The organism is Flavobacterium sp. Leaf82 (assembly GCF_001422725.1).
Lineage (GTDB): Bacteria > Bacteroidota > Bacteroidia > Flavobacteriales > Flavobacteriaceae > Flavobacterium.
In genome coordinates this window covers 551700-572460 of the sequence record NZ_LMMA01000012.1, presented here as the reverse complement: position 1 = coordinate 572460, position 20761 = coordinate 551700, and the positions used below count along the sequence as shown (strand labels likewise).

Below are 20761 nucleotides of genomic sequence, written 5' to 3'. Positions count from 1 at the left end.
AATGGATATTAATAAGAACGCAATCATGACTCCTATGATAAATATAATAGTGCTTTTTATTCTATTTTTAAGTAGAGAAGCCACAGGACAAACTCATAATGAAGTTCTAAAAATGAATCTTCTAAAAACTGAAATCATTAAAATGGATAGTTTGCTTTTTGATGTTGCCTTTAATCAATGTGATGCAGCACAATTTAAAAAAATAATTGCTGACGATGTTGAGTTTTACGACGATCGTTTTGGTCTAAATGTTTCGAAAGAAAATGAAATAAAATCATTAAACGAAAAATGTATCCGAACAGAAAAACTAACCCGAAAATTAAACTCCTGCACAATTGATAAATTGGGAGATTTTGGAGCTGTACAAATAGGTGAACATACTTTTTATGTTGATGGTAAACCGGAAGGAACCGGGAAATTTATTCATATCTGGGAACGAAAAAACAAAGACTGGAAACTAAAACGAATCGTGAGCTATGAGCATAGACCTATCAAAAAATAGTTCATTCCTTATTTTTTATTCAGGATAATAAAAAAACAGCATCGATATTGAAACTTATTTAACTATGAGTCGTCTAACAATTAAACGACAACATAATCACAAAAGGTTATAAAGTTTCAATCATCAAATCAAAAAAATAATACTCCGCAAATTTAATATTTTAAGAGCGGTAATCTTTATCTTACCAACTCTTATAGTTCTGGTTTAAAACCAAAACTATAAGAGTTTTTTTTTGTAAAAATGTTTTTGCAATTCCATATTTGGCATAAAAAAACTATTTTAGCACTGCCTGAAAAAATAATTCAAAAATTCCAAATCAACCTCATTTACAGCGGTTAAAGTTGTAAGTAATATTAATTAACCTATGAAAAAATTAAAGAAGCAATCTCTTTTAGTTTTATTACTATGTCTTTTTATCCCAACTATCTGTATTTCTCAAACAGCTGCGAAAACGGTACCAATGCCAACTCAGCAAAACAAAATTATTATAGATAAAATTGTTGAAGCAGCGCATTACAAAAACTATGTTGTTGATTTTTGTCTGGAAACCATAAACGAAGCAGCTCAAAAAGAAAAATGGAACGACCAAAAGACCTTAGAAATAACTGAAAGCATCAATTATAAAAATTTTAGAGATGCTGTTTATAATATGTTTGCGTTTTACAACGAAATAGAATTAGAAACGTTACTAAAAACATACAAACAAGATACTGCATATCAAACTACAAATGTCATGATTACCAATGATGCCCTGGCTTATAACCTGGAGATATTTGCTAATGATATTGTTCGTGGAAAATATAAATAAAGTTTTTTTTAGGTTCTGAGGTGCTAAGTTGCTAAGGTTCTAAGTTTTCAGATCTTTGTCAAAGTTTTAAACTTTGACAAAGATTAAAAAAGACAAAAGCTTTGCGGTAAAACTACACAAACCGAGAACCTGAAACTTCAAACCTGAAACTTGAAACCTGAAACCTGAAACAAAAACTACTCTTTCGCTGGTTTGAAAACCAATTTAGTCGAAGTTTTTATAATCTCGTCTTTGTTCAATTTCATCTTCCTGAACTTTCCTGCATTATACATTTCTGCCTGATCATCATAATGTTTACTAAACGGATTTCCGGATTGTCCGGTTGGCAAAATACTCCAGCTATTTTCTATGTCTGAGAAATCAACAACTCTTCTGGTTGATGGTCCGCCTTTTACATAATATTTACCTTCTTTATTAAATCCGAAGAACTGATTGTTTATAACTTCGTTTGATCCCGGAGCCGGAAATGGCCCTACGTCAAAAAGTCCGCGTAAAGCTGCTATTTTTCCTAATGGATGCTCGTGTTCTACTGTATGTACTTTTCCCCAATTCCAATCGGCAACCTGATCTCCTAATTGTTCCTGAAGATCTTTTACCGCATCATGAAATGATTTCGAAACAATTTGACTTCTGGTTTCTTTTACATTTTTAGTTTTAATATTATCCCACCAAACTGAATTTTCATTTTCAATTTGTCGTGCAATAATTTGTTTTCCTAATGATAATCCAAGGAATAAATTAAAATTATCTTCTCCCATTTCATCTTCAAAAGTATTTTTGAGGTACAAATAAATCCATTTATTATAAATCGTTGGTCCAACATCTTCTAAGTTATTGGTTCCTTTCCATGATTTCAAAGCCGCAATTACTTCTTTTTCTTTTGCTGAAAGTGAATTGCTGTTTAGATTCAAAATTAAATTTCGCGCTACATCCGGAGCAATTGGAGAGGTATTATCAAAAATCATTTTACTGATTGCTTCTTTATCCCAATCAGATTTTGCATCCATCAAACCCGAAATTCTTTTGGCACGATCTTCCGGCAAATAATAACCCGGATACAAATATCCATCAATAGCTTCCGGTTGATTATTTGCTGAATAAACATATCCCCATTTTGGATTTTCTGCAGATGGATTTTTCGAAAAATCGAGATATTCTTTGATATCATCTTTACCGCTCGCACCATCTAAAATAAAGAAAGAATTCACTCCTTTATCATGTTTATAAAGCGTTCCGGTTGCCCACCACGCAACATTTCCTTTAGCATCGCCATACATAACATTTAATCCCGGCGCAGCGACCAATTGAACCGCTTTCCTGAAATCATCTTTATTTTTAGCATGTGATAGTCCGTAAACGGCATCTAAAATTTGTATTGGTTGTTGGGTATAAATCCACGACATTGCAATAGGATTTTTTCGATCTAATCGTTCTAACAAATCATTCATTATGGGTCCATGACGGCTTGATTTAACCGTAAGAACTACATCTGAAGTATCTTTTACCTTAATTGTTTTTTTTCTGGTTTCATAAGCTGCAAAACCTGCTGGAGTCTGATATTGGTTTGAATCTCCTGTTTTATTCTTTTCCTGATAAAAATCAATATCATCATTTTCAAACATTGTTAATCCGTAAGCATAATCACGATTGTGCGCCAATAATGGATACGGAGTTCCAGCCAAATAGCAACCGTATAATTCAAATTCAGGCGTAATTAAATGCGCTTCGTACCACGTTGCCGGTTGCGAAAACCCAATATGCGGATCATTAGCAAAAATTACTTTTCCGTTTTTGGTTTTATTAGGACCTGCAACCCAACTGTTACTTCCTACAAAAGGCGGAATTGGAGAATTATCTAATAACGCTGCAACAGATTTTGCGATTGTAGTATATTCTTCAATATTTTCTTTTGAACTTTTAATTTGCGTTGTATTAAATTCGCCTTCGATTCCTAAATCTTTCAAATATTCAGCTCCATATTTATTTCGAATATCAGTCAGTAAAGGATCTGTTTTTTGAGCCATCGCAAAGCTAAAAGACATATATCCAAAAATATTATAAACATCTTTTATTGTAAATTTTTCTTTTTTAACTCCTACCAAAGTAAACTCAACAGGTGTTGTTCCTTGTTCTAAATATTGATTAATTCCGTCTAAATAAGCCATTGTCATTTTATAACTCTGACTATTTTTATCCAGTTTAGCAATGGCTTTCGCCGAAGCTTCTTCAATACCAATTCCGGAGAAAAACTTATCATTTTTAAGCGCCACAGATCCAAAAATTTCAGACAATCTTCCCGGTGCAATTCTGCGTAGTAATTCCATTTGCCATAATCTTTCCTGAGCATGAACATACCCTAAAGCTGTCATGGCATCTTTTTCAGAATTGGCATAAATATGAGGAACTCCAAAATCATCAAAATACACAGTGGTTTCTTTTTGAATGTTTTTCAATTTTAATTCACCTTCGTATTTGGGTTTTAAATGAAAAATATAGGCGCATAAACCTATTCCCAGAACAACAATCAATACTAATAAAACCAACAGAATTTTTTTAATTTTTCTCATATTCCAAAAAAAGTATAATGATAAAGATTTCCGTAATGATGTAACTTTAAGATTGAATCGTGTAAAAAACATCATTTTTAAAAGTCTAAATTTATGTATTTAAAATCAATACGATAAATGTCAATCTATAAAAAAATAGCGATCGGTGTAATTTCAGTGTTCTTTTTTGTGATTTTAGTCAATATAGGTCTCAATTATTGGATAAAAAAGCAATTACCCATTATCATAAACGAAAAAAACAAAACGGAATACAATATTCAATATGAAAAAATTGAAGTTTCGCTGCTTTCTCGAAATATCAATGCTACGACATTATTAGTAAGCCCAAAAAATCAGCCAAAAGACAGTAAAAACGGGCTTTTCTCTAAAATAGAATCCATCACAATTAAGCACTTTAACATTTGGGATCTAGCCTTTAACGATGTTATTCAGGCAGAAAGCATTATCATCAATAAACCGCGTGTAATTTTATACAAAAAAGGCGAAAAACTTATCAATGACAGTAAAAGCATCAAAAAGGAAATTGTTGAACCTTTTAGAAAAATAGTTTCAGTTTCGAATATTTATTTAAATGACGGAACGGTCGATGTCGTTTCTTTAGACACTGAAAAACCTATTTTAAGTGTTAAAAAAATTATCCTGAAACTTGAAGGAATTTTAATTACTGACGCCACTTTAGACCAAAAAATTCCTATTCAATATAAAAGCTATGCATTAGTAATTGATAGCATCTTTTATCGTGAGAGTGCCTTTTATCATATGAATATTGGAAAAATAAGTACTGAAAAAAACTTTCTAAAAATCAACAATTTCTCTTATATCCCCCAACTTAGCCGCAAAGAATTTGTAAAATATCTCGCTAAGGAAAAAGATATTAATACCCTGAAATTTGATTCTGCACATGTCGAAAAAATGGACTGGGGTTTCAAAAACGACCGCTTTTATTTTAAAGCAAATTCTCTTATCGTAAATCATTTTGATGCCAATATTTATCGCGGCAAAATGCCAAAAGATGATTTGAGTAAAAAATATCTTTACAATCATTTACTGCGCAATATTAAATTTCCCCTTCAAATTGACACAATACAAATTCTAAAATCGAAATTAGTTTATGAAGAAGAAAAAGAATTTGAAAAAGGTCCCGGAATTTTAAACTTTGATCGTTTTAATATGCAGGTCACAAATCTAAAAAGTGGTTTTGGATTAAAAAAAATGAAAGATGTAAAGATCAAAGTCAACTGTATATTCATGAAAAATTCTCCTCTGGATGTTATTTGGAGTTTTAATGTGTTGGACAAAAAAGACAGTTTTCATATTCAGGGAACAATCTCGAACTTTGATGTTGCCGCAATGGGCAGATTTAGCAAACCTTACATGAATGCTTCTTTTACCGGAGTATTTAACAAGTACCGTTTTAATTTTTACGGAAATGATAATATCGCTAAAGGAAATGCTTCACTAGATTACGACGATTTAAAAGTAAAATTATATAAAAAGAAAAATCCCGAAAAAGAAGCCAAATTAAAATCAGCAATTGTGAATTTACTGATCAAAGACGATTCAAAAGACAAACCAAAAACCGCTGATGTAGAGCTGGAAAGAATTCAGGAAAAATCATTCTATAATTTTCTATGGAGAAGTATTGCTGAATCTCTTAAGAAAATTTTGATTTAATTTTTTAGACACGGTTGCTTTTTTTGCCCTAAATTTCACGAATTAGCACGAATTTTTAGTCGAATTAATTTTAAAAATATTTCGCGTAAATTCGTGCAATTCGTGGCTAACTTTTCTGATAATCTAATTTTCAACTATTTTCAAACCTGACAATTATCAGGTTTTTTGAAAAATTATTTCCCAACATTTGTTTTTATTTTAATCTAAAAACAAATGACAAAAAAGCCTTTGCACACTTTTCATATTCCTGTTATGGGACTTGCATATACGATTGACAGCCCAATTCGAGTGGCACAATACGGTATTTCGTCTGTGGTTTCTATAGCTGATGATGATCTGATTGAAAAGATGCGTAACTTTTACAGCACCAAATTCAATATTCCTTACGAGGAAATAAGTCAGAAATTTCAGGATTACAGAGCCGAAAGAATTACTTCATACCTTAATTTAGTAGATAAAATTGTAAAAGAAAAATTCGACAATTTTAAAACGGAACTAATAGAAAGCAAAGCTGCCGTAGAAAATTATATTGCGATGTTGCCTAATACATCAGATATAAAAAAAGGATTTCAGAATTTGTTAGATGACGGAATTTCTTTTAAAGACAACATTCAAAATTATATCGAATCACATCTTTCTCCCGGAGAAATCGACGTGAATATCATGACTAAACTTGATAAAGATAATTTTGATAAAAACGAACAGCTTCCTATCGAATTTAATGATGCGCATGCTGCCTTAAGAGGTTTTGCAAAAAGTAATCTTGAATCTTCTGTAGTTCTTTCTGCAGGAATGAATCCGAGATTGTTTAGCTATTTCGAGAATTTTTCAGACTTTTTTCCCAATCTGAATAATGAGCTGAAAAAGAAAATTACCTTAAAAGTTAGCGATTTTAGATCTGCCATGATTCAGGGGAATTTTTTAGCTAAAAAAGGGCTTTGGGTTTCTGAATACCGAATTGAATCCGGATTAAACTGTGGCGGACATGCTTTTGCGACTGACGGACTTTTATTAGGACCAATATTAGAAGAATTTAAACAAAAGAAAGATCAGCTCATTCAATCTGCACATGAGTTGATGACAAAAGTATTACAGCAAAAACAAATTTATGCTCCAGAGAATCCTTTACCTCTTAAGATTACGGTTCAGGGCGGCGTAGGAACTGCTGAAGAGCATGAGTTTTTACTAGAAAACTACAAAGTAGATTCTATAGGTTGGGGATCTCCGTTTTTATTAGTTCCAGAAGCAACGTCTGTGGACAAAGCGACTCGTGAATTATTAATGAATGCAAAAGAAGAAGATTTATATCTAAGTCATATTTCGCCTTTAGGAGTTCCGTTTAATACTTTAAGAGGAACTACAAACGAAATTTTAAAACAAAAAAGAATCGACCAAAACAAAGCCGGAAGTTCTTGTCCTAAAAAATTTCTTGCTTTGAGTAAAGAATATGATCCACACGGAATTTGCACGGCTTCGAAAAAATTTCAGGATCATAAACTGGAAGAATTAGATAACATAAAAGAAACGATGTCGCCTAAAGCTTTCGAAAAAGCAAAATTTGCAATTACCGAAAAATCTTGTCTATGTGTAGGTTTAGCCAATGCTTCGTATTTAGAGAATGATATTAAAATAAAAGGTCAGGCACAAGGAGTTGTTATCTGTCCCGGGCCAAATATGGCTTATTTTGACCAAGAAGTTTCTCTGGTTGATATGTTGGGTCATATTTATGGAAATAAGTCTGTTTTGAGGACTAATGATCGTCCGAACTTATTTGTGAAAGAATTAAAAATGTATGTGGATTATTTTAGAAATGAAATCGAAAACATTTCAGGAGATATAACAAATGCACAACTTAAAAAGTGGAATACTTTTAAAACCAACATTCTTGAAGGAATAGAATATTATAATACTTTACTATCACCTGCTTTACATTTTAAGCAGGATTTGAATAAGATTAAAAGTGATTTTGAATTTTATAAAATAGAATTATCTAACATAAAAATTCCAACTTTAGAACTGGCATAAAACTCAAAACCCCCGATTTAAATTAAATCGGGGGTTTTATTTATATAGAAAATTGATTTATTCTTTTTTCTTTTTGCTATCAATAACAGCACCTGTTCCAGTTCCTAATGCAGCACCTGCTAAACCACCAATAATAGCACCTTCACCTTTTTTCTTACTTACAATGGCTCCGGTTGCAGCACCAACTCCAGCACCAATTACGGCACCTTTAGCAGTAGCACTCCACCCTTTTTTCTTTTGGGTAGTTGTTGTAGTTGCAGTTCCGTCTGCTTGTTGTTGATGTACTACCACAACTTTTTGAGATTCTACTTTTTGTTGTTCTACCTGCTGTTCTTTAAGGCTTGCCATTTCTGTCTTCATTGAATCAATAACTCTTTGTTTATCAATCTCAACTCTCATTGAATCAATACTAGCTTGTTTTGCTTTATTAATATCTTCTTTTCCTTGGTTTTGACAAGAAACGATTGATAAAGCGGCGAATAAAATATATAAGGCTTTCATGATTGTAGTTTTTAAATTATTACACTACAAATTAAAGCATATTGCTTTTGTTGAAGTTACATGATTTGACGGAAAGGTTATAGAATTTGAAGATTGAAATTTAATTTGGACGCGGATGAAACGGATTGCTAAAGCAAAACGCGGATTTTCTAATAACTACGCGAAAAAAAAATCTCGCAAAGTCGCGAAGGCGCAAAGTTTTTCTCATTTTATGTCATTTCGACGAAAGGAGAAATCACACTAGAAGATCGACAAAGATTGGCGATTCTAGATATGGAATTTCGTGTGTGATTTCTCCTTTCGTCGAAATGACAAACATCACGCAGAGACTGACTTTAATTAAAAAAACTTTTCGACTTTACGAGATGAATATATTTTACTTTCCTAAAATTCCTTTTTTCAGGATTTGTCCAAAGTCGTACATATCTTCATAAGAACAATATAACGGAACTGGGGCAAGACGAATTACATTAGGTTCGCGCCAATCTGTAATGACACCGTTTTTCATTAAATACTCGAATAAACTTCTTCCTTCTCCGTGTAAAAAAACAGATAATTGAGACGCTCTTTCTGCAGGATTTGAAGGCGTTATAATTTCGAAATTACCTTTTACTTCTTTATCAATTTCATGTAAAATAAATTCTAAGTATGAAGTAATATGATCTCTCTTTTTGATTAAAGCATCCATGCCAACCTCAGCAAACATTTCTACAGAAGCTAAATAAGGCGCTAAAGAAAGCACCGGTAAATTACTAATTTGCCAACCATCTGCACCGTGAACCGGATCGAAATTTGGTTCCATTTTAAAACGGCGTTCTTTATTATGTCCCCACCAACCTGCAAAACGAGGCAGATCCGGGTTATTGTGATGCTTTTCATGAACGAAACAACCCGAAGCATTTCCTGGTCCTGAGTTCATATATTTGTAACTACACCAGGCAGCAAAATCTACATTCCAATCATGAAGTTCTAATTTGATGTTTCCGGCAGCATGTGCTAAATCCCAACCTACCTTTGCTCCTGCTTTTTGTCCGGCTTCGGTAATGGTCTTAATGTCGAAGACTTGTCCTGTATAATAATTTACCCCGCCAATTAAAACTAAAGCCAATTCATCACCAACTTCTTCAATTTTTGCCAAAACATCTTCAAGACGAATATTGTGTTCTCCTTCACGACGTTTGATTTCTACAATAGCATCTTCTGTTTTATATCCATGAAAATGTACTTGACTCTGAAACATATATTGATCTGATGGAAATGCTTTTTCCTCACAGATAATTTTATAACGCTTCCCTTTTGGCTGATAAAAAGAAACCATCAATAAATGAAGGTTTACCGTAAGAGTATTCATTACCGTAACTTCTGATGGTAATGCTCCCACAATTTTGCTCAATGGTTCTGCAAATCTTTCCTGATAATCCCACCACGGCTTCTCGGCATAAAAGTGACCTTCAACGGCAAGATCTGCCCAATCTTTCATTACTTCGTCGATATAAGCTTTGGTACGTTTGGGTTGTAATCCTAAAGAATTTCCTGTAAAATAGATTACGCGTTTGTCATTTACTTTAGGAAATATAAATTGATCCTGATACTGGTTTAATGTGTCTTGCGAATCAAGCTCTCGTGCGAATTCGCGTGTATTTTGAAAAGTCATTTTTTATTATTTTGAATCGTAAAAATAAGGAAAAAGTTTGTTTTGTTTCAAGTTTCAGGTTTCAAGTTGATATGCATTGTGCATTTTAACCGCAAAGTTCGCAAAGTCTCTTTTAAGTCTAGCATTTAAAAAACGTTAAGCTCGCAAAGCGTTGCGCTCTTTTACATTTCGCAAACACAACTGAGCAAAAAAACCTTGCGAACTTTGCGTTTAAATTTCGCAACTAATGTCAAACTTGAAACTTGAAACCTGAAACCTGAAAATCATAAAAACAGAAGACCCGACAGGTTTTAAAAACCTGTCGGGTCTAACTTATGAGATAAATTCTAATTAGATAATTAACATTGCATCTCCGTAAGAATAGAATTTGTATTCTTCTTTGATTGCTTCATCGTATGCACGTTTCATTAAATCATGTCCACAGAAAGCAGAAATCATCATTAATAATGTTGATTTTGGTGTGTGGAAATTTGTAATCATACAGTTTGCAATACTAAAATCGTGAGGAGGAAAAATAAATTTATTTGTCCATCCTTCATAAGGATTTAAAGTATTTTGAGATGAAACTGAACTTTCAATAGCACGCATCGAAGTTGTTCCAACAGCACAAATACGTTTTTTATTTGCTTTTGCAGTGTTTACAATATCACAAGCTTCTTGTTTGATGATCAATTCTTCAGAATCCATTTTGTGTTTAGACAAATCTTCAACCTCAACCGGATTAAAAGTTCCCAAACCTACGTGAAGTGTAACTTCAGCAAAGTTGATTCCTTTGATTTCTAATTTTTTCAAAAGGTGTTTCGAGAAGTGTAAACCTGCAGTTGGTGCAGCTACAGCTCCTTCTTCTTTTGCGTAGATAGTTTGGTATCTTTCAGCATCTTCAGCTGTTACTTCTCTACTGATGTATTTAGGAATTGGAGTTTCTCCAAGTTCTGTCAATTTGTTTCTGAACTCTTCGTAAGAACCGTCATATAAAAAACGTAAAGTTCTACCACGAGAAGTCGTATTGTCGATTACCTCAGCAACTAACGAATCGTCATCACCAAAATAAAGTTTGTTACCAATTCTAATTTTTCTAGCCGGATCAACTAAAACGTCCCAAAGACGTTGCTCAGAATTTAATTCTCTTAATAAGAAAACTTCAATTCTTGCTCCTGTTTTTTCTTTGTTTCCATACAAACGTGCAGGGAAAACTTTAGTATTGTTAAGAATCAAAACGTCTCCGTCATCAAAATAATTGATAACATCTTTAAACATTTTGTGCTCTATAGTTTGTTTTTGACGATCGATCACCATTAAACGAGATTCGTCTCTGTTTTCTGCCGGGAATTCTGCTAAAAGTTCTTTCGGTAAATTAAATTGAAAATGTGATAATTTCATTTGAGAAAGTTATGAGTTATAGATTTCGATCAGGATTATTTGAATACCTGATTTTTAATCGTGTGCAAATATACGACTGTGAGATAGGCGTTGTCAAGTGTTTTGACGTTTATTTTTAAAAGTCGTTGATTTAGTGGTGTTTTGGCAACATAAAAAAATGGAATTTCACCATATAAGTTATATAAGTTCATTTAATTGGGATTGTCTAAAAAATTGCTAATGCTTTTATTTGGCAAAAGCCGAAAAATCAGGACATAAAAAACCCCTAGTTAAAACTAGGGGCTATTTTTTTTCGCCACGAATTCACGAATTTTTAAGCTTTATTATTAAATAATTCTTGAATTTGTAGCGATTATTTTATTTCTACAATTCCGAAACTTGGAAGTTCAATTCTTTCAGATCATTCCAGAAATCAGGATATGATTTAGAAACTACTTCAGCATTTTCGATAATGATAGGGACTTTTAAGGCTAAAGGTGCAAATGCCATTGCCATACGATGATCGTTATAAGTGGCAATTTTTACATTATGATTGATGTTTTCTGAAGCTATCAGAGTTAAACTATCGTTTGTAACTGAGATATTTGCTCCTAATTTTGTCAGTTCAATTCTTAGTGCTTCAAGTCTGTCTGTTTCTTTAATTTTCAATGTATGAAGACCTGTCAAATGACAACCAATTCCCAGACCCAAACACGTTACTACAATAGTTTGTGCAATATCCGGAGTATTATTTAGTTCAAAATTTACGGTTTCAAATTTAAAATTCTCTTGTTTTATCAACGTCATTTTATTGTCCTGAAAAGTAGTCTGAACTCCTAATTTCTCGTAAAGTGAAACCAATTCAGAATCTCCCTGCAAACTATTTTCTTTATAACTGCTTAAAGTAATCGAAGCTGTATCTGCCAGAGCAACTAAACTAAAAAAGTAAGATGCTGAACTCCAATCAGATTCTACAACCATTTCTTTTGTTGCAACCTCAGCTTTTGGAAAAACCTTAATTACATTCCCTTCAAAACTGGTTTGAATATCTAAATCGTTCAACAAAGCCAAAGTCATTTTGATATACGGAATCGAAGTAATCTCCCCTTCTAAAGTCAGTTCTAAACCATTTTCTAATTTTGAAGCGACTAATAAAAGTGCCGAAATATACTGACTGCTTACATTTGCTGCCAAAGTAACTTTTGAAGCGGTTACTTTTTTTCCTTTAATTCGAATTGGCGGATAGCCTTCTTCTTTTTCATAAGAAATCTCAACTCCCAGTTGTCCTAAAGCTTCAACCAAAATTTTTATCGGACGTTCCTGCATTCTGCTTGAACCTGTCATTACGACTTCGCGACTTTCGTTTACAGCAAAATATGCCGTTAAAAACCGCATTGCAGTTCCTGCATGATGAATGTCTACAATTTGGTCATTTCCTATTAAAGCTTTTTGCATTACTTCGCTATCATCAGAATTTGATGTATTCGCTAATGTAATATTTGGAAACAATGCTTTTAACAACAATAAACGATTCGTTTCGCTTTTTGATCCTGTTACTGCAATTTGTCCTTGTAAATTATGTTGAGTTGTCTGGAGTAGTAAATTCATTTTTTTAATTGTAAATTGTAAATTATGAATTATGAATGATTAGAAACGTAATTCGCCACGCAATTTACCACTCCACATTCATAATTCAAAATTCAAAACTCATAATTCAAAACTTATGAGTGATATTTCACAATTATTTTAATTTATCGTTGTTTTTATGACGGTCTTTATCGCGAACTGATTTTAAATCCATTTTTTTATCAAAAGCATCTTGTAAATCTATTCCGGTTTGGTTGGCAAGACATAAAACTACAAAAACAACATCGGCTAATTCTTCGCCTAGATCTTTATTTTTATCACTTTCTTTCTCTGATTGTTCACCATATCGGCGCGCAATTATTCTGGCTACTTCTCCAACTTCTTCTGTAAGTTGTGCCATATTTGTAAGCTCATTAAAATAGCGAACACCGTGTTCTTTTATCCAGGTATCGACATCAAGTTGTGCATTTTTCAAGTCCATAGTTATATTTTTTTAAGAACAATTTTTTCATTTTGACTCACAATCATTTTCTGGAAAAGCTCTTTTAATCCATTATATTGATCTGCTGCAAAAATACTATTGTTAATTTCTTTTAAGCTACTTATTTGAATTTTGTTTCCTTCACTGGATATATTTAATGTGTAAATGATCTCTTTATTTTCTGATAAAATCTTAATTGGAGATGGCAAAGATTCTACTATATATCCTTCGGGAATTTCTATATTCAAATTGAATTTTTCCTGAGTTGGATAACCAAAATAAACCGGCATTTGTCTTTCTTCCTGAGTAAAAGGATTTTTAGTTCTTGTGAAAAACAACAAGGGATTTACAAAAAATTTACCTCCAATTATTTCCACACTATTGTCTGAGATTAATGAAAAGGTTTCTATAACAGGTTCTGAAAAATTAGTTTTTTTATTTTCAATTATGTAATTAGAAATTTTCAAATCACCCAATTGTTCTTCTAATTTTTCGAGATAATTTTCCTGGTTTTTATTGGCATTTTCAATCCTAAAGCGATATGCATCGTAGTCTGTTCTTTGAATTCTAATTTTACCTTCAATTTTACCAAACTCATCTATTTTGACCACTAAGTTTGAAAACTCTTTTGAGGGTTTATTAGGAACCAGATCTATTTCTTGCGAAGTTCCATCATCTTTTATAAGTCTTCCTTTCCAGTTTAAAACATTTAAGGGCAAAATTCCAGGGTAAGTAAATTTATGGCTTGCGTCTAACAAAATTTGTTTCTCCTCGATTTCAGCAGCTGCAATTACATAATTAAACCCAGTTCTTGTGGGATAAACCGGAACTCCGTTTTGTATTGTGCTTACTAAAACCGGACTTGCATCTATTCCTGCCAATCTTAACATACTAATCAAGATAAAATTGATCTCAGCTACATTTCCTGTTTGGTCGGTATAAGCTTTTTTTACTCCTTTCTCTGTGAAACAATCATTTATTTCATTCCAGTTCATTTTGTTTTGAATGAACTTAAAAATAATATTCAACCTCTCCTTTTTGGATTCAACATTGGTCAATAATCGTTTAACATCTTCTAACAAAAAATCATTTTGATTTAGTTCTTTTCCAAAATTTTCATTTTTAAAAATACTGGTTGCCACACCTTCCCAAGACATTGTATAATCTTTTACAGGCTGATCCGGATAACGAACTCTCTCTAATTCATGCTGAACAGATCCTCTGTAATTATCTATATTATCTACATAGGGTTCTGTTGTTAATGCAGGAATATCTTTTCCTCTATAAAAAGCACTTATTTGTTTGTACGAAATTGCCGTAGATCTATTATATTCTCCTTCAAAACTTTGACTTCCATTAGTCAATTTTGATTCTGTTTCGACTTTATGACCTCCAACCAGAATTGGTTTATAAATATAGTATTCCGGAATATCTGTTTTATATTCAAAGTAGTTTAACGGAATATCATATTGAAAATCAAAGTCGGGTAATTTTACTATGTTCTCAGATTTTAGAATGTATCGATATTCAATAATGGAACCTACTTTTACATTTGGCAATGTTATTGTCTTTTCATTCCAAAACTCATTTACTTTTTTCTTAAAAGTACCCTGATTATCCAGTTTTGTTTTTACAATAGATCCGTTCTCTAAATTATAGGTAACAGCGTTTGAAAACTCTAAACGGTCTTCGTTCATCGTTTGATAAGCAATGTAAAAACGTACTTTTTGATCAGCCCATTTTAATCCTTCTTTTTTATAGATTTTAATTTTAAATTCATAAAGATGATTGGCAGAAAAGCCTTTGTCTTTATCAAACGTATAAAAAGTCTTTCCTTTTTTAAACAATATTGCTGCTGGTGCGGTCGTATCTGTTGGATTTACTTTTTCATTTAATTCAGCAATAGTGACTTTTCCTAGTTCATAGTTTTGAGCTTTGACTTTTGAAAATCCTAAAAACAAAAAAATAATTATAATTAAGCTGTGAAACTTCATATTACATTCTTTTTAAAACAATTTTTTCAGATTGTTTTGCGATCATTCCTTTATAATATTCTTTAAGCATCTCATATTGCTCTGTAGAAACTATCGCTTCATTAATTTGGTGCTGCACACTTAATTGTAATGAATTACCATTTGCCCCTATATTAAATTTAAATACACCTAAATTATCCTGCATATTAATAACTGCCGGGGCTGGCAATGTTTCAACCGTAAATCCTTCAGGGATTTGAATTGTAATATTATATCTGCTTGTAAAAGGAAATCCGAAATCTACTGGATATTCCCTAGTCTCTTGCTTAAATGGATTTTTTTCGTTTGCAAAGAATAACATTGGACTAACATATATTTTTCCTCCTATTATTTCGCATAAGTTATTACCCGTAAATGAATACGTTTCTATAACTGGCAACAAAATTTCTTTTTCATTTGCTCTTGAATAATCGGTAATTTCAATCTTATTATTTTGATTTTCGAGCTTTTCTAAATATTCTTCTTCTTTTACACTATCTATATTATCTCTGGTTATCAAAGCCTGATAGTCCCCTAATTGTCTTCTCGTTTTTCCTGTTATTTTTCCTTCGGGGTTAATGCTATAATTCAGGGTTATATTATCAATCGATGCTTTTTTTGGCATCAAATCTACTTCTTCAGAACTTCCGTCTTTTCTAATCAATCTTCCTGACCAGTTTAAAGCTCTAAAAGGCAAAACATTTGGAGTTGAGAACTTATCTGATGCGTCTAATAAAACATTTCCATTTGGTGTTTCTACAGCAGCAATAACATAATTAAAGGCAGTTCTGTTCGGGAAAACTGAAATTCCGTTAGAACGTGTACTTACCAAAACCGGGTTTGCTGTCAAACCTGCATAACGTAAAATAGCGGTAAGCATTAAATTTATATCAGCAATATTTCCTGATTTTTCTTTGTATGCTCTTTTAACTCCTTTATCACAACTATATCCAAAATAATCATTCCATTTTACTCTTGATTTTACATAATTTAAAATAATGATCATTTTTTCATCAGCATTATTAACTCCTGATAGTAATGCATTTAAATCATCTTCAAAATAGCCTGTTTTATTTAACTCTGGACCAAAATCATCATAACTATAAATCGTTTTTACTACCGAATTCCAATCAGTAGAATACATTTTCTTCTCACCTTTAAAATTGGTTATCATTGATAATTCATGTTGAATAGCAGAAACATAATTATTGATATTATTGACATAGACTTCCTCTTTTATTGCAGGAAAATCGATTGCCAAATATCTCGTTTTAGTTTCTATATAGTCAAACTTATCTGATGCATACTGCGTTCTCGTATCTTGTGTACCTCCCGGAATAGTTCGTTCCTTATTAGTAAGTGTTACAGTTCTGGAATTTCTCTCACTTGTAATTTTAGGAAAAATATATCCTTTTTGCTTGGTATTAAAAACATAATATTCAGGAATATACGTTATAAACTCCGAATAATTTACGGGAATGCTCGTTTGAAAACCCCATTCTCTTATCAATCTATCTGTTGGACTTTTAATGGTATATCTAAATTCAATTACCGATCTTTCTTTAACATTAGGCATCGTTATCTTTTTAAGTCCTCTAAATTTATCTACAACTTCATCGAAAACACCTTCACTTTTCAGTTTTGTCTTTTCTATTTTTCCTCCTACCAGATTATAGGTTACTGCATCTGTAAAAGTTACTTTTTCAGGTAAATTAATTGTATTGTAATACCAAAGACCTTGATTTGCCCAATTGTAACCTTCTTTTTTATAAATTTTAATTCTGGTCTCAACATCGGTCAGGGTAACAAAACCATCTTTTACATCATATTCGATCCTGGTTTCACCTTTTTTGTACAAAATTGCTGCGACGGCCGATGAATCTTTAGGATGCACTTTTTGCTCTAATTCGGCAATTGATACTTTCCCTAATTTAAATTCCTGCGCTGTTACTTTTGAAATAAATAACAAGAGAATTGACAGACTAAAAAGTTTAATAAATTTCATTTGATTGATTAGTTCTTTGTTAATATAATTTTGGCATTATCGTTTCTTGACACTTGCTCCATAAAAAGGCGGTATTCATCATATTCTTTATTAGAATATTTCCCTTTGTTTAAAAACATAGAGCGTTTGTAAAGCAGTTTATTATTTTCTTTTTTGATGATTTCAGTTTTGTATTCTCCAAATTTTCCTTTTAATTCAAAATTGGAAGGCAAAAATTCTATTACAAAACCAGCAGGTAAATTAATCTCAATTTCATCTGTATCTAAATAACCTCGCTGGATTTGAAATGGATTTTTTCTATTTCGAATTCTTTTGACATTCGCAGCACTTTGATTGAAAGCATCTACAGTAAAAATCATTTTATTGGCAGAAATTGTTGCATAGTTTATGGCACTAATTTGAACATCTTCAACAAACTGAACCTTTTCTTTGTTATTGTTAAAGGATATTTTGCCCAATTTTAAGTTGCTGATATTATCCCAATATTCTTTATAATGTGATTCCTTTTCTGTAGGCTGCAACGTTTCGATTCTGGCTTTAGAACTATATTGAGATCCGGCAGAAACGATTGAAATTGACCCGACAAAATTCCCGTTTTCGTCTATCGTATAAGTTCCTTTGTCTTGCTGGGTATTTCCTATATCTTCATATATTTTAGTTCTCACAATCTCTCCGCCTTCAGGTTTAATGATCAAAACATCACGATCATCTGTAAAAGTTCCCTGATATCCAAAAGGATCATCCTGACTTGTACATTCTAACCAGATATAATGATTACCGTTTGGAATAGACAATATCATGTGGTTTCCCTGCATCGAAACAAAATCAGATTCTATGTTTGTTTTATAAGTGTCTCCATATAAAACCGTATTATAGGAAGGAACATCAACTGCATGTAAAAGCGCTTTTGTGTAATTTGTCAACGCTTTACAATCTCCATATCCTAAACGATCAACATCAGTTGCTAACATTGGTTTCCAGCCGCCAATACCTACCTGAATGCTAACATATCTTGATTTTTTTTGTACAAAATCATAGACTAGTTTTGCTTTTTTGACAGGATCTTTTTCATCTCCAACAATTGCCTTGATTTTTATCTTTGTTTCGTCCGGCAAATCAGTGGTTCCTGATAGAATTTTTTCAGAATACCATTTCCCAAAATCAGTCCAATTTGTAGCTGTTCCATCAACACCTTCAAGGTGAAAACGTTCTAAACCCATCATTACTTTAGGAAATAAATCTTTGTACGACGGACAGTAATCTTCTTTTTTTTGCGCTAAAATATTTGTGGCAATGTATGAAAGCTGTGTATTGGTATCTAGTACTTTTTTTATATTAAAACCGGAGAATTGAAACTCTTTCTTTTTAAAACCCAGATCCAGAGGACAAATAACATTTAGAGATGCTTTTTCTATACTGGTATAAAAACCTCTTAAAGGCATCCAACTTGGAATAAAAGCAGTCGATGAAGTTTGGACTTCACTATTAAATTCAACGGTAAAAGGATATGAAATTGGAGTATAATCTAAATAAATATATCGACTATCCGAAAACAATGTGCTTCCGCCAACGATACTTTGGTCTTTAAAATCTTTTCTTTTAATTCTTTTGATCTCTTTACCAAAAGCATCATAAATTATTGCTTCTATATTTTTAACAGAAGTTGATTTATCATAAAATTCATAAGCCTGAATTGCATCAATTCCTTTTTCGTTAAGAACAGTTACAACGCGATGATTTTTAGCATTCATACTTCGTTGCGACAGAATCGTTATATCAGTTTGATCAAAACGAACAACCGCATTAGCATTTTCTTTAAGGCTGTCTGAAATTGTAGTAAAAATATATTCGCTTTTTTGAGCAGAAGTAAGGCTAATAAATAAGAAAAAAAATAACCCGAAAAAAGTAAATTTCATTAGTAAGTAATTTCGCCAAATATATATTATTTTTAGAAATGCTTAACATTTGTTTATGAAAATTATTCTCGGTTTTTACTATCTATTAAAATCGTTACAGGTCCATCATTCAGTAGGCTAACTTTCATATCTGCACCAAAAATTCCGGTTTGTATTTTCTTGTTGAATTCTTTCTCTAAAGACTGAACAAAATTCTCATACATTGGGATTGCAAAGTCCGGTTTTGCTGCTTTTATGTATGATGGGCGGTTTCCTTTTTTCGTAGAAGCATGAAGTGTAAATTGGCTTACTACGATAATATCTCCGTCGATATCCTGAACAGAACAATTCATGACGTCGTTCTCGTCGCCAAAAATTCTCATTTTTATAATTTTCCCCACCAGCCAATCGATATCTTCCTGAGTATCCAGATCTTCAATCCCAACCAAAACCAATAAACCTTTCTGAATATCAGCTACTTTTTTTTCATCAACCGTAACTGATGCTTGGGAAACTCTTTGGATGACTACTTTCATTATAATGAAGATGTTTTGGTTACTATAGATTAAAAGATTGACGGATTTTAAATTCTCGTGTTAGATGCACAGCAGTGCATCTCTACATTCAAACATTATCGATAATTTGGAATTTGGAATTTACAATTAACAATTCATAATTAACAATTACTTTCTCAGTTCATCACTGGCTTTTCGATCTTCGTCGTAAGAATCTGTACGATAATTTTCGTCGTCACCTTCTAAGATTTTTAAGTAACTGTTATAACGGGACCAGGCGATCTCGTCTCTTTCTAAAGCAGCTTTAATGGCGCAATGTGGTTCTTCTTTATGTAAACAATTATTGAATTTACATTGATCTTTTAGTTTAAAGAATTCAGGAAAATAACCGCTGATTTCTTCTTTTTCCATATCAACGATTCCGAAACCTTTTATTCCCGGAGTATCGATAATTTTTGCATTAAAAGACAAATCATACATTTCAGCAAAAGTAGTCGTGTGCTGACCTTGTTTACTGGCTTCAGAAATAGTTTTAGTTTTAAGATGTAAAGACGGTTCCATTGCATTTACCAAAGTCGATTTTCCAACTCCTGAATGTCCGGAGAACATACTTACTTTACCAATCATCATTTCTTTTAATTCCTCAACACCTTTCATTTCTGTAGAAGAAACGCGAAGACATTTATAGCCAATTTGTTGATAAACGTATTGCATATACAATTGGTCTTCAAGCGTTGGTTCATCAAAAGTATCTATTTTATTAAAAACCAAAATCGTTTCAATATTATAGGCTTCAGCAGTTACCAGAAAACGGTCAATAAAGTTGAAAGTTGTTGGCGGATTATTAATCGTAATCAATAAAAATACACGATCAATATTCGACGCAATAATATGCATTTGATGCGATAAATTAACCGATTTACGAACGATGTAATTCTTTCTTTCGTGAATATTAAAAATCGTTCCTGTTAAAGCGTCAGAAGTTTCTTCGAGTTCATAATCGACAATATCCCCTACAGCAATAGGATTGGTACTTTTAATACCTTTCATCCTAAACTTCCCTTTCATACGGCATTCTATAAAATCGCCATTTTCTGATTTTACAGTGTACCAACTTCCTGTAGATTTATATACGAGTCCTGTCATTCAAATTTTAGATTGCTGATTTTAGATTTA

General features: G+C 32.3%; 15 protein-coding genes. 4 read left to right on the top strand and 11 right to left on the bottom strand.

What is annotated here, in order from left to right; genetic code table 11:
• The first annotated feature begins 1 nt into the window (after window position 1).
• Window positions 2-502, top strand: a complete 501-nt coding sequence (locus ASF10_RS11045) for a nuclear transport factor 2 family protein (protein ID WP_056248899.1) — start codon at window positions 2-4, stop codon at window positions 500-502.
• A gap of 364 nt (window positions 503-866) precedes the next feature.
• A complete protein-coding gene (locus ASF10_RS11040; RefSeq protein ID WP_056248895.1) occupies window positions 867-1310 on the top strand; it encodes a hypothetical protein in 444 nt (147 codons plus the stop codon).
• 176 nt (window positions 1311-1486) lie between these two features.
• Here ASF10_RS11040 and ASF10_RS11035 read toward each other — a convergent pair whose 3' ends face one another.
• Window positions 1487-3877 carry a penicillin acylase family protein gene (locus tag ASF10_RS11035; RefSeq protein WP_056248892.1) on the bottom strand — a complete coding sequence of 797 codons (2391 nt, stop codon included), beginning with the start codon at window positions 3875-3877 and terminating at the stop codon, window positions 1487-1489.
• A gap of 117 nt (window positions 3878-3994) precedes the next feature.
• On the opposite strand from ASF10_RS11035, the gene ASF10_RS11030 reads away from it, so the two are divergent.
• Together ASF10_RS11030 and ASF10_RS11025 are read left to right on the top strand one after the other, a co-directional pair.
• Window positions 3995-5551, top strand: a complete 1557-nt coding sequence (locus ASF10_RS11030) for a hypothetical protein (RefSeq protein WP_056248889.1) — start codon at window positions 3995-3997, stop codon at window positions 5549-5551.
• Between the two features lie 213 nt (window positions 5552-5764).
• A complete protein-coding gene (locus tag ASF10_RS11025; RefSeq protein WP_056248885.1) occupies window positions 5765-7576 on the top strand; it encodes a hypothetical protein in 1812 nt (603 codons plus the stop codon).
• Between the two features lie 57 nt (window positions 7577-7633).
• Here ASF10_RS11025 and ASF10_RS11020 read toward each other — a convergent pair whose 3' ends face one another.
• The 10 genes from ASF10_RS11020 to rsgA form a co-directional block, all read right to left on the bottom strand.
• Window positions 7634-8077 (bottom strand): YMGG-like glycine zipper-containing protein, encoded by a 444-nt coding sequence (locus ASF10_RS11020; RefSeq protein ID WP_056248882.1) that lies wholly within the window; start codon window positions 8075-8077, stop codon window positions 7634-7636.
• Window positions 8078-8453: 376 nt separating this feature from the next.
• Window positions 8454-9731 (bottom strand): kynureninase, encoded by a 1278-nt coding sequence (gene kynU, locus ASF10_RS11015; RefSeq protein ID WP_056248880.1) that lies wholly within the window; start codon window positions 9729-9731, stop codon window positions 8454-8456.
• A gap of 330 nt (window positions 9732-10061) precedes the next feature.
• Window positions 10062-11111 (bottom strand): tRNA preQ1(34) S-adenosylmethionine ribosyltransferase-isomerase QueA, encoded by a 1050-nt coding sequence (gene queA / locus ASF10_RS11010; RefSeq protein ID WP_056248877.1) that lies wholly within the window; start codon window positions 11109-11111, stop codon window positions 10062-10064.
• Window positions 11112-11474: 363 nt separating this feature from the next.
• Window positions 11475-12698: a 3-phosphoshikimate 1-carboxyvinyltransferase gene (locus ASF10_RS11005; RefSeq protein ID WP_056248873.1), complete on the bottom strand. Its 1224-nt coding sequence runs from the start codon at window positions 12696-12698 to the stop codon at window positions 11475-11477.
• Between the two features lie 133 nt (window positions 12699-12831).
• Window positions 12832-13158 (bottom strand): nucleotide pyrophosphohydrolase, encoded by a 327-nt coding sequence (locus ASF10_RS11000; protein ID WP_056248871.1) that lies wholly within the window; start codon window positions 13156-13158, stop codon window positions 12832-12834.
• Between the two features lie 2 nt (window positions 13159-13160).
• Window positions 13161-15152, bottom strand: coding sequence for a DUF3857 domain-containing protein (locus tag ASF10_RS10995; RefSeq protein WP_056248868.1), 1992 nt, complete (start codon window positions 15150-15152; stop codon window positions 13161-13163).
• Between the two features lies 1 nt (window position 15153).
• Entirely contained in the window at window positions 15154-17175 is a 2022-nt protein-coding gene (locus tag ASF10_RS10990) for a DUF3857 domain-containing protein (RefSeq protein WP_056248866.1), read from the bottom strand.
• Between the two features lie 8 nt (window positions 17176-17183).
• Window positions 17184-19091: a DUF3857 domain-containing protein gene (locus ASF10_RS10985; RefSeq protein ID WP_056248863.1), complete on the bottom strand. Its 1908-nt coding sequence runs from the start codon at window positions 19089-19091 to the stop codon at window positions 17184-17186.
• A 62-nt stretch (window positions 19092-19153) separates the two neighbouring features.
• On the bottom strand, window positions 19154-19606 hold the full coding sequence (gene dtd, locus ASF10_RS10980) for a D-aminoacyl-tRNA deacylase (protein WP_056248860.1): 453 nt from the start codon (window positions 19604-19606) through the stop codon (window positions 19154-19156).
• Window positions 19607-19753: 147 nt separating this feature from the next.
• Window positions 19754-20731, bottom strand: coding sequence for a ribosome small subunit-dependent GTPase A (rsgA, locus tag ASF10_RS10975; RefSeq protein WP_056248857.1), 978 nt, complete (start codon window positions 20729-20731; stop codon window positions 19754-19756).
• Between the last annotated feature and the right edge of the window lie 30 nt (window positions 20732-20761).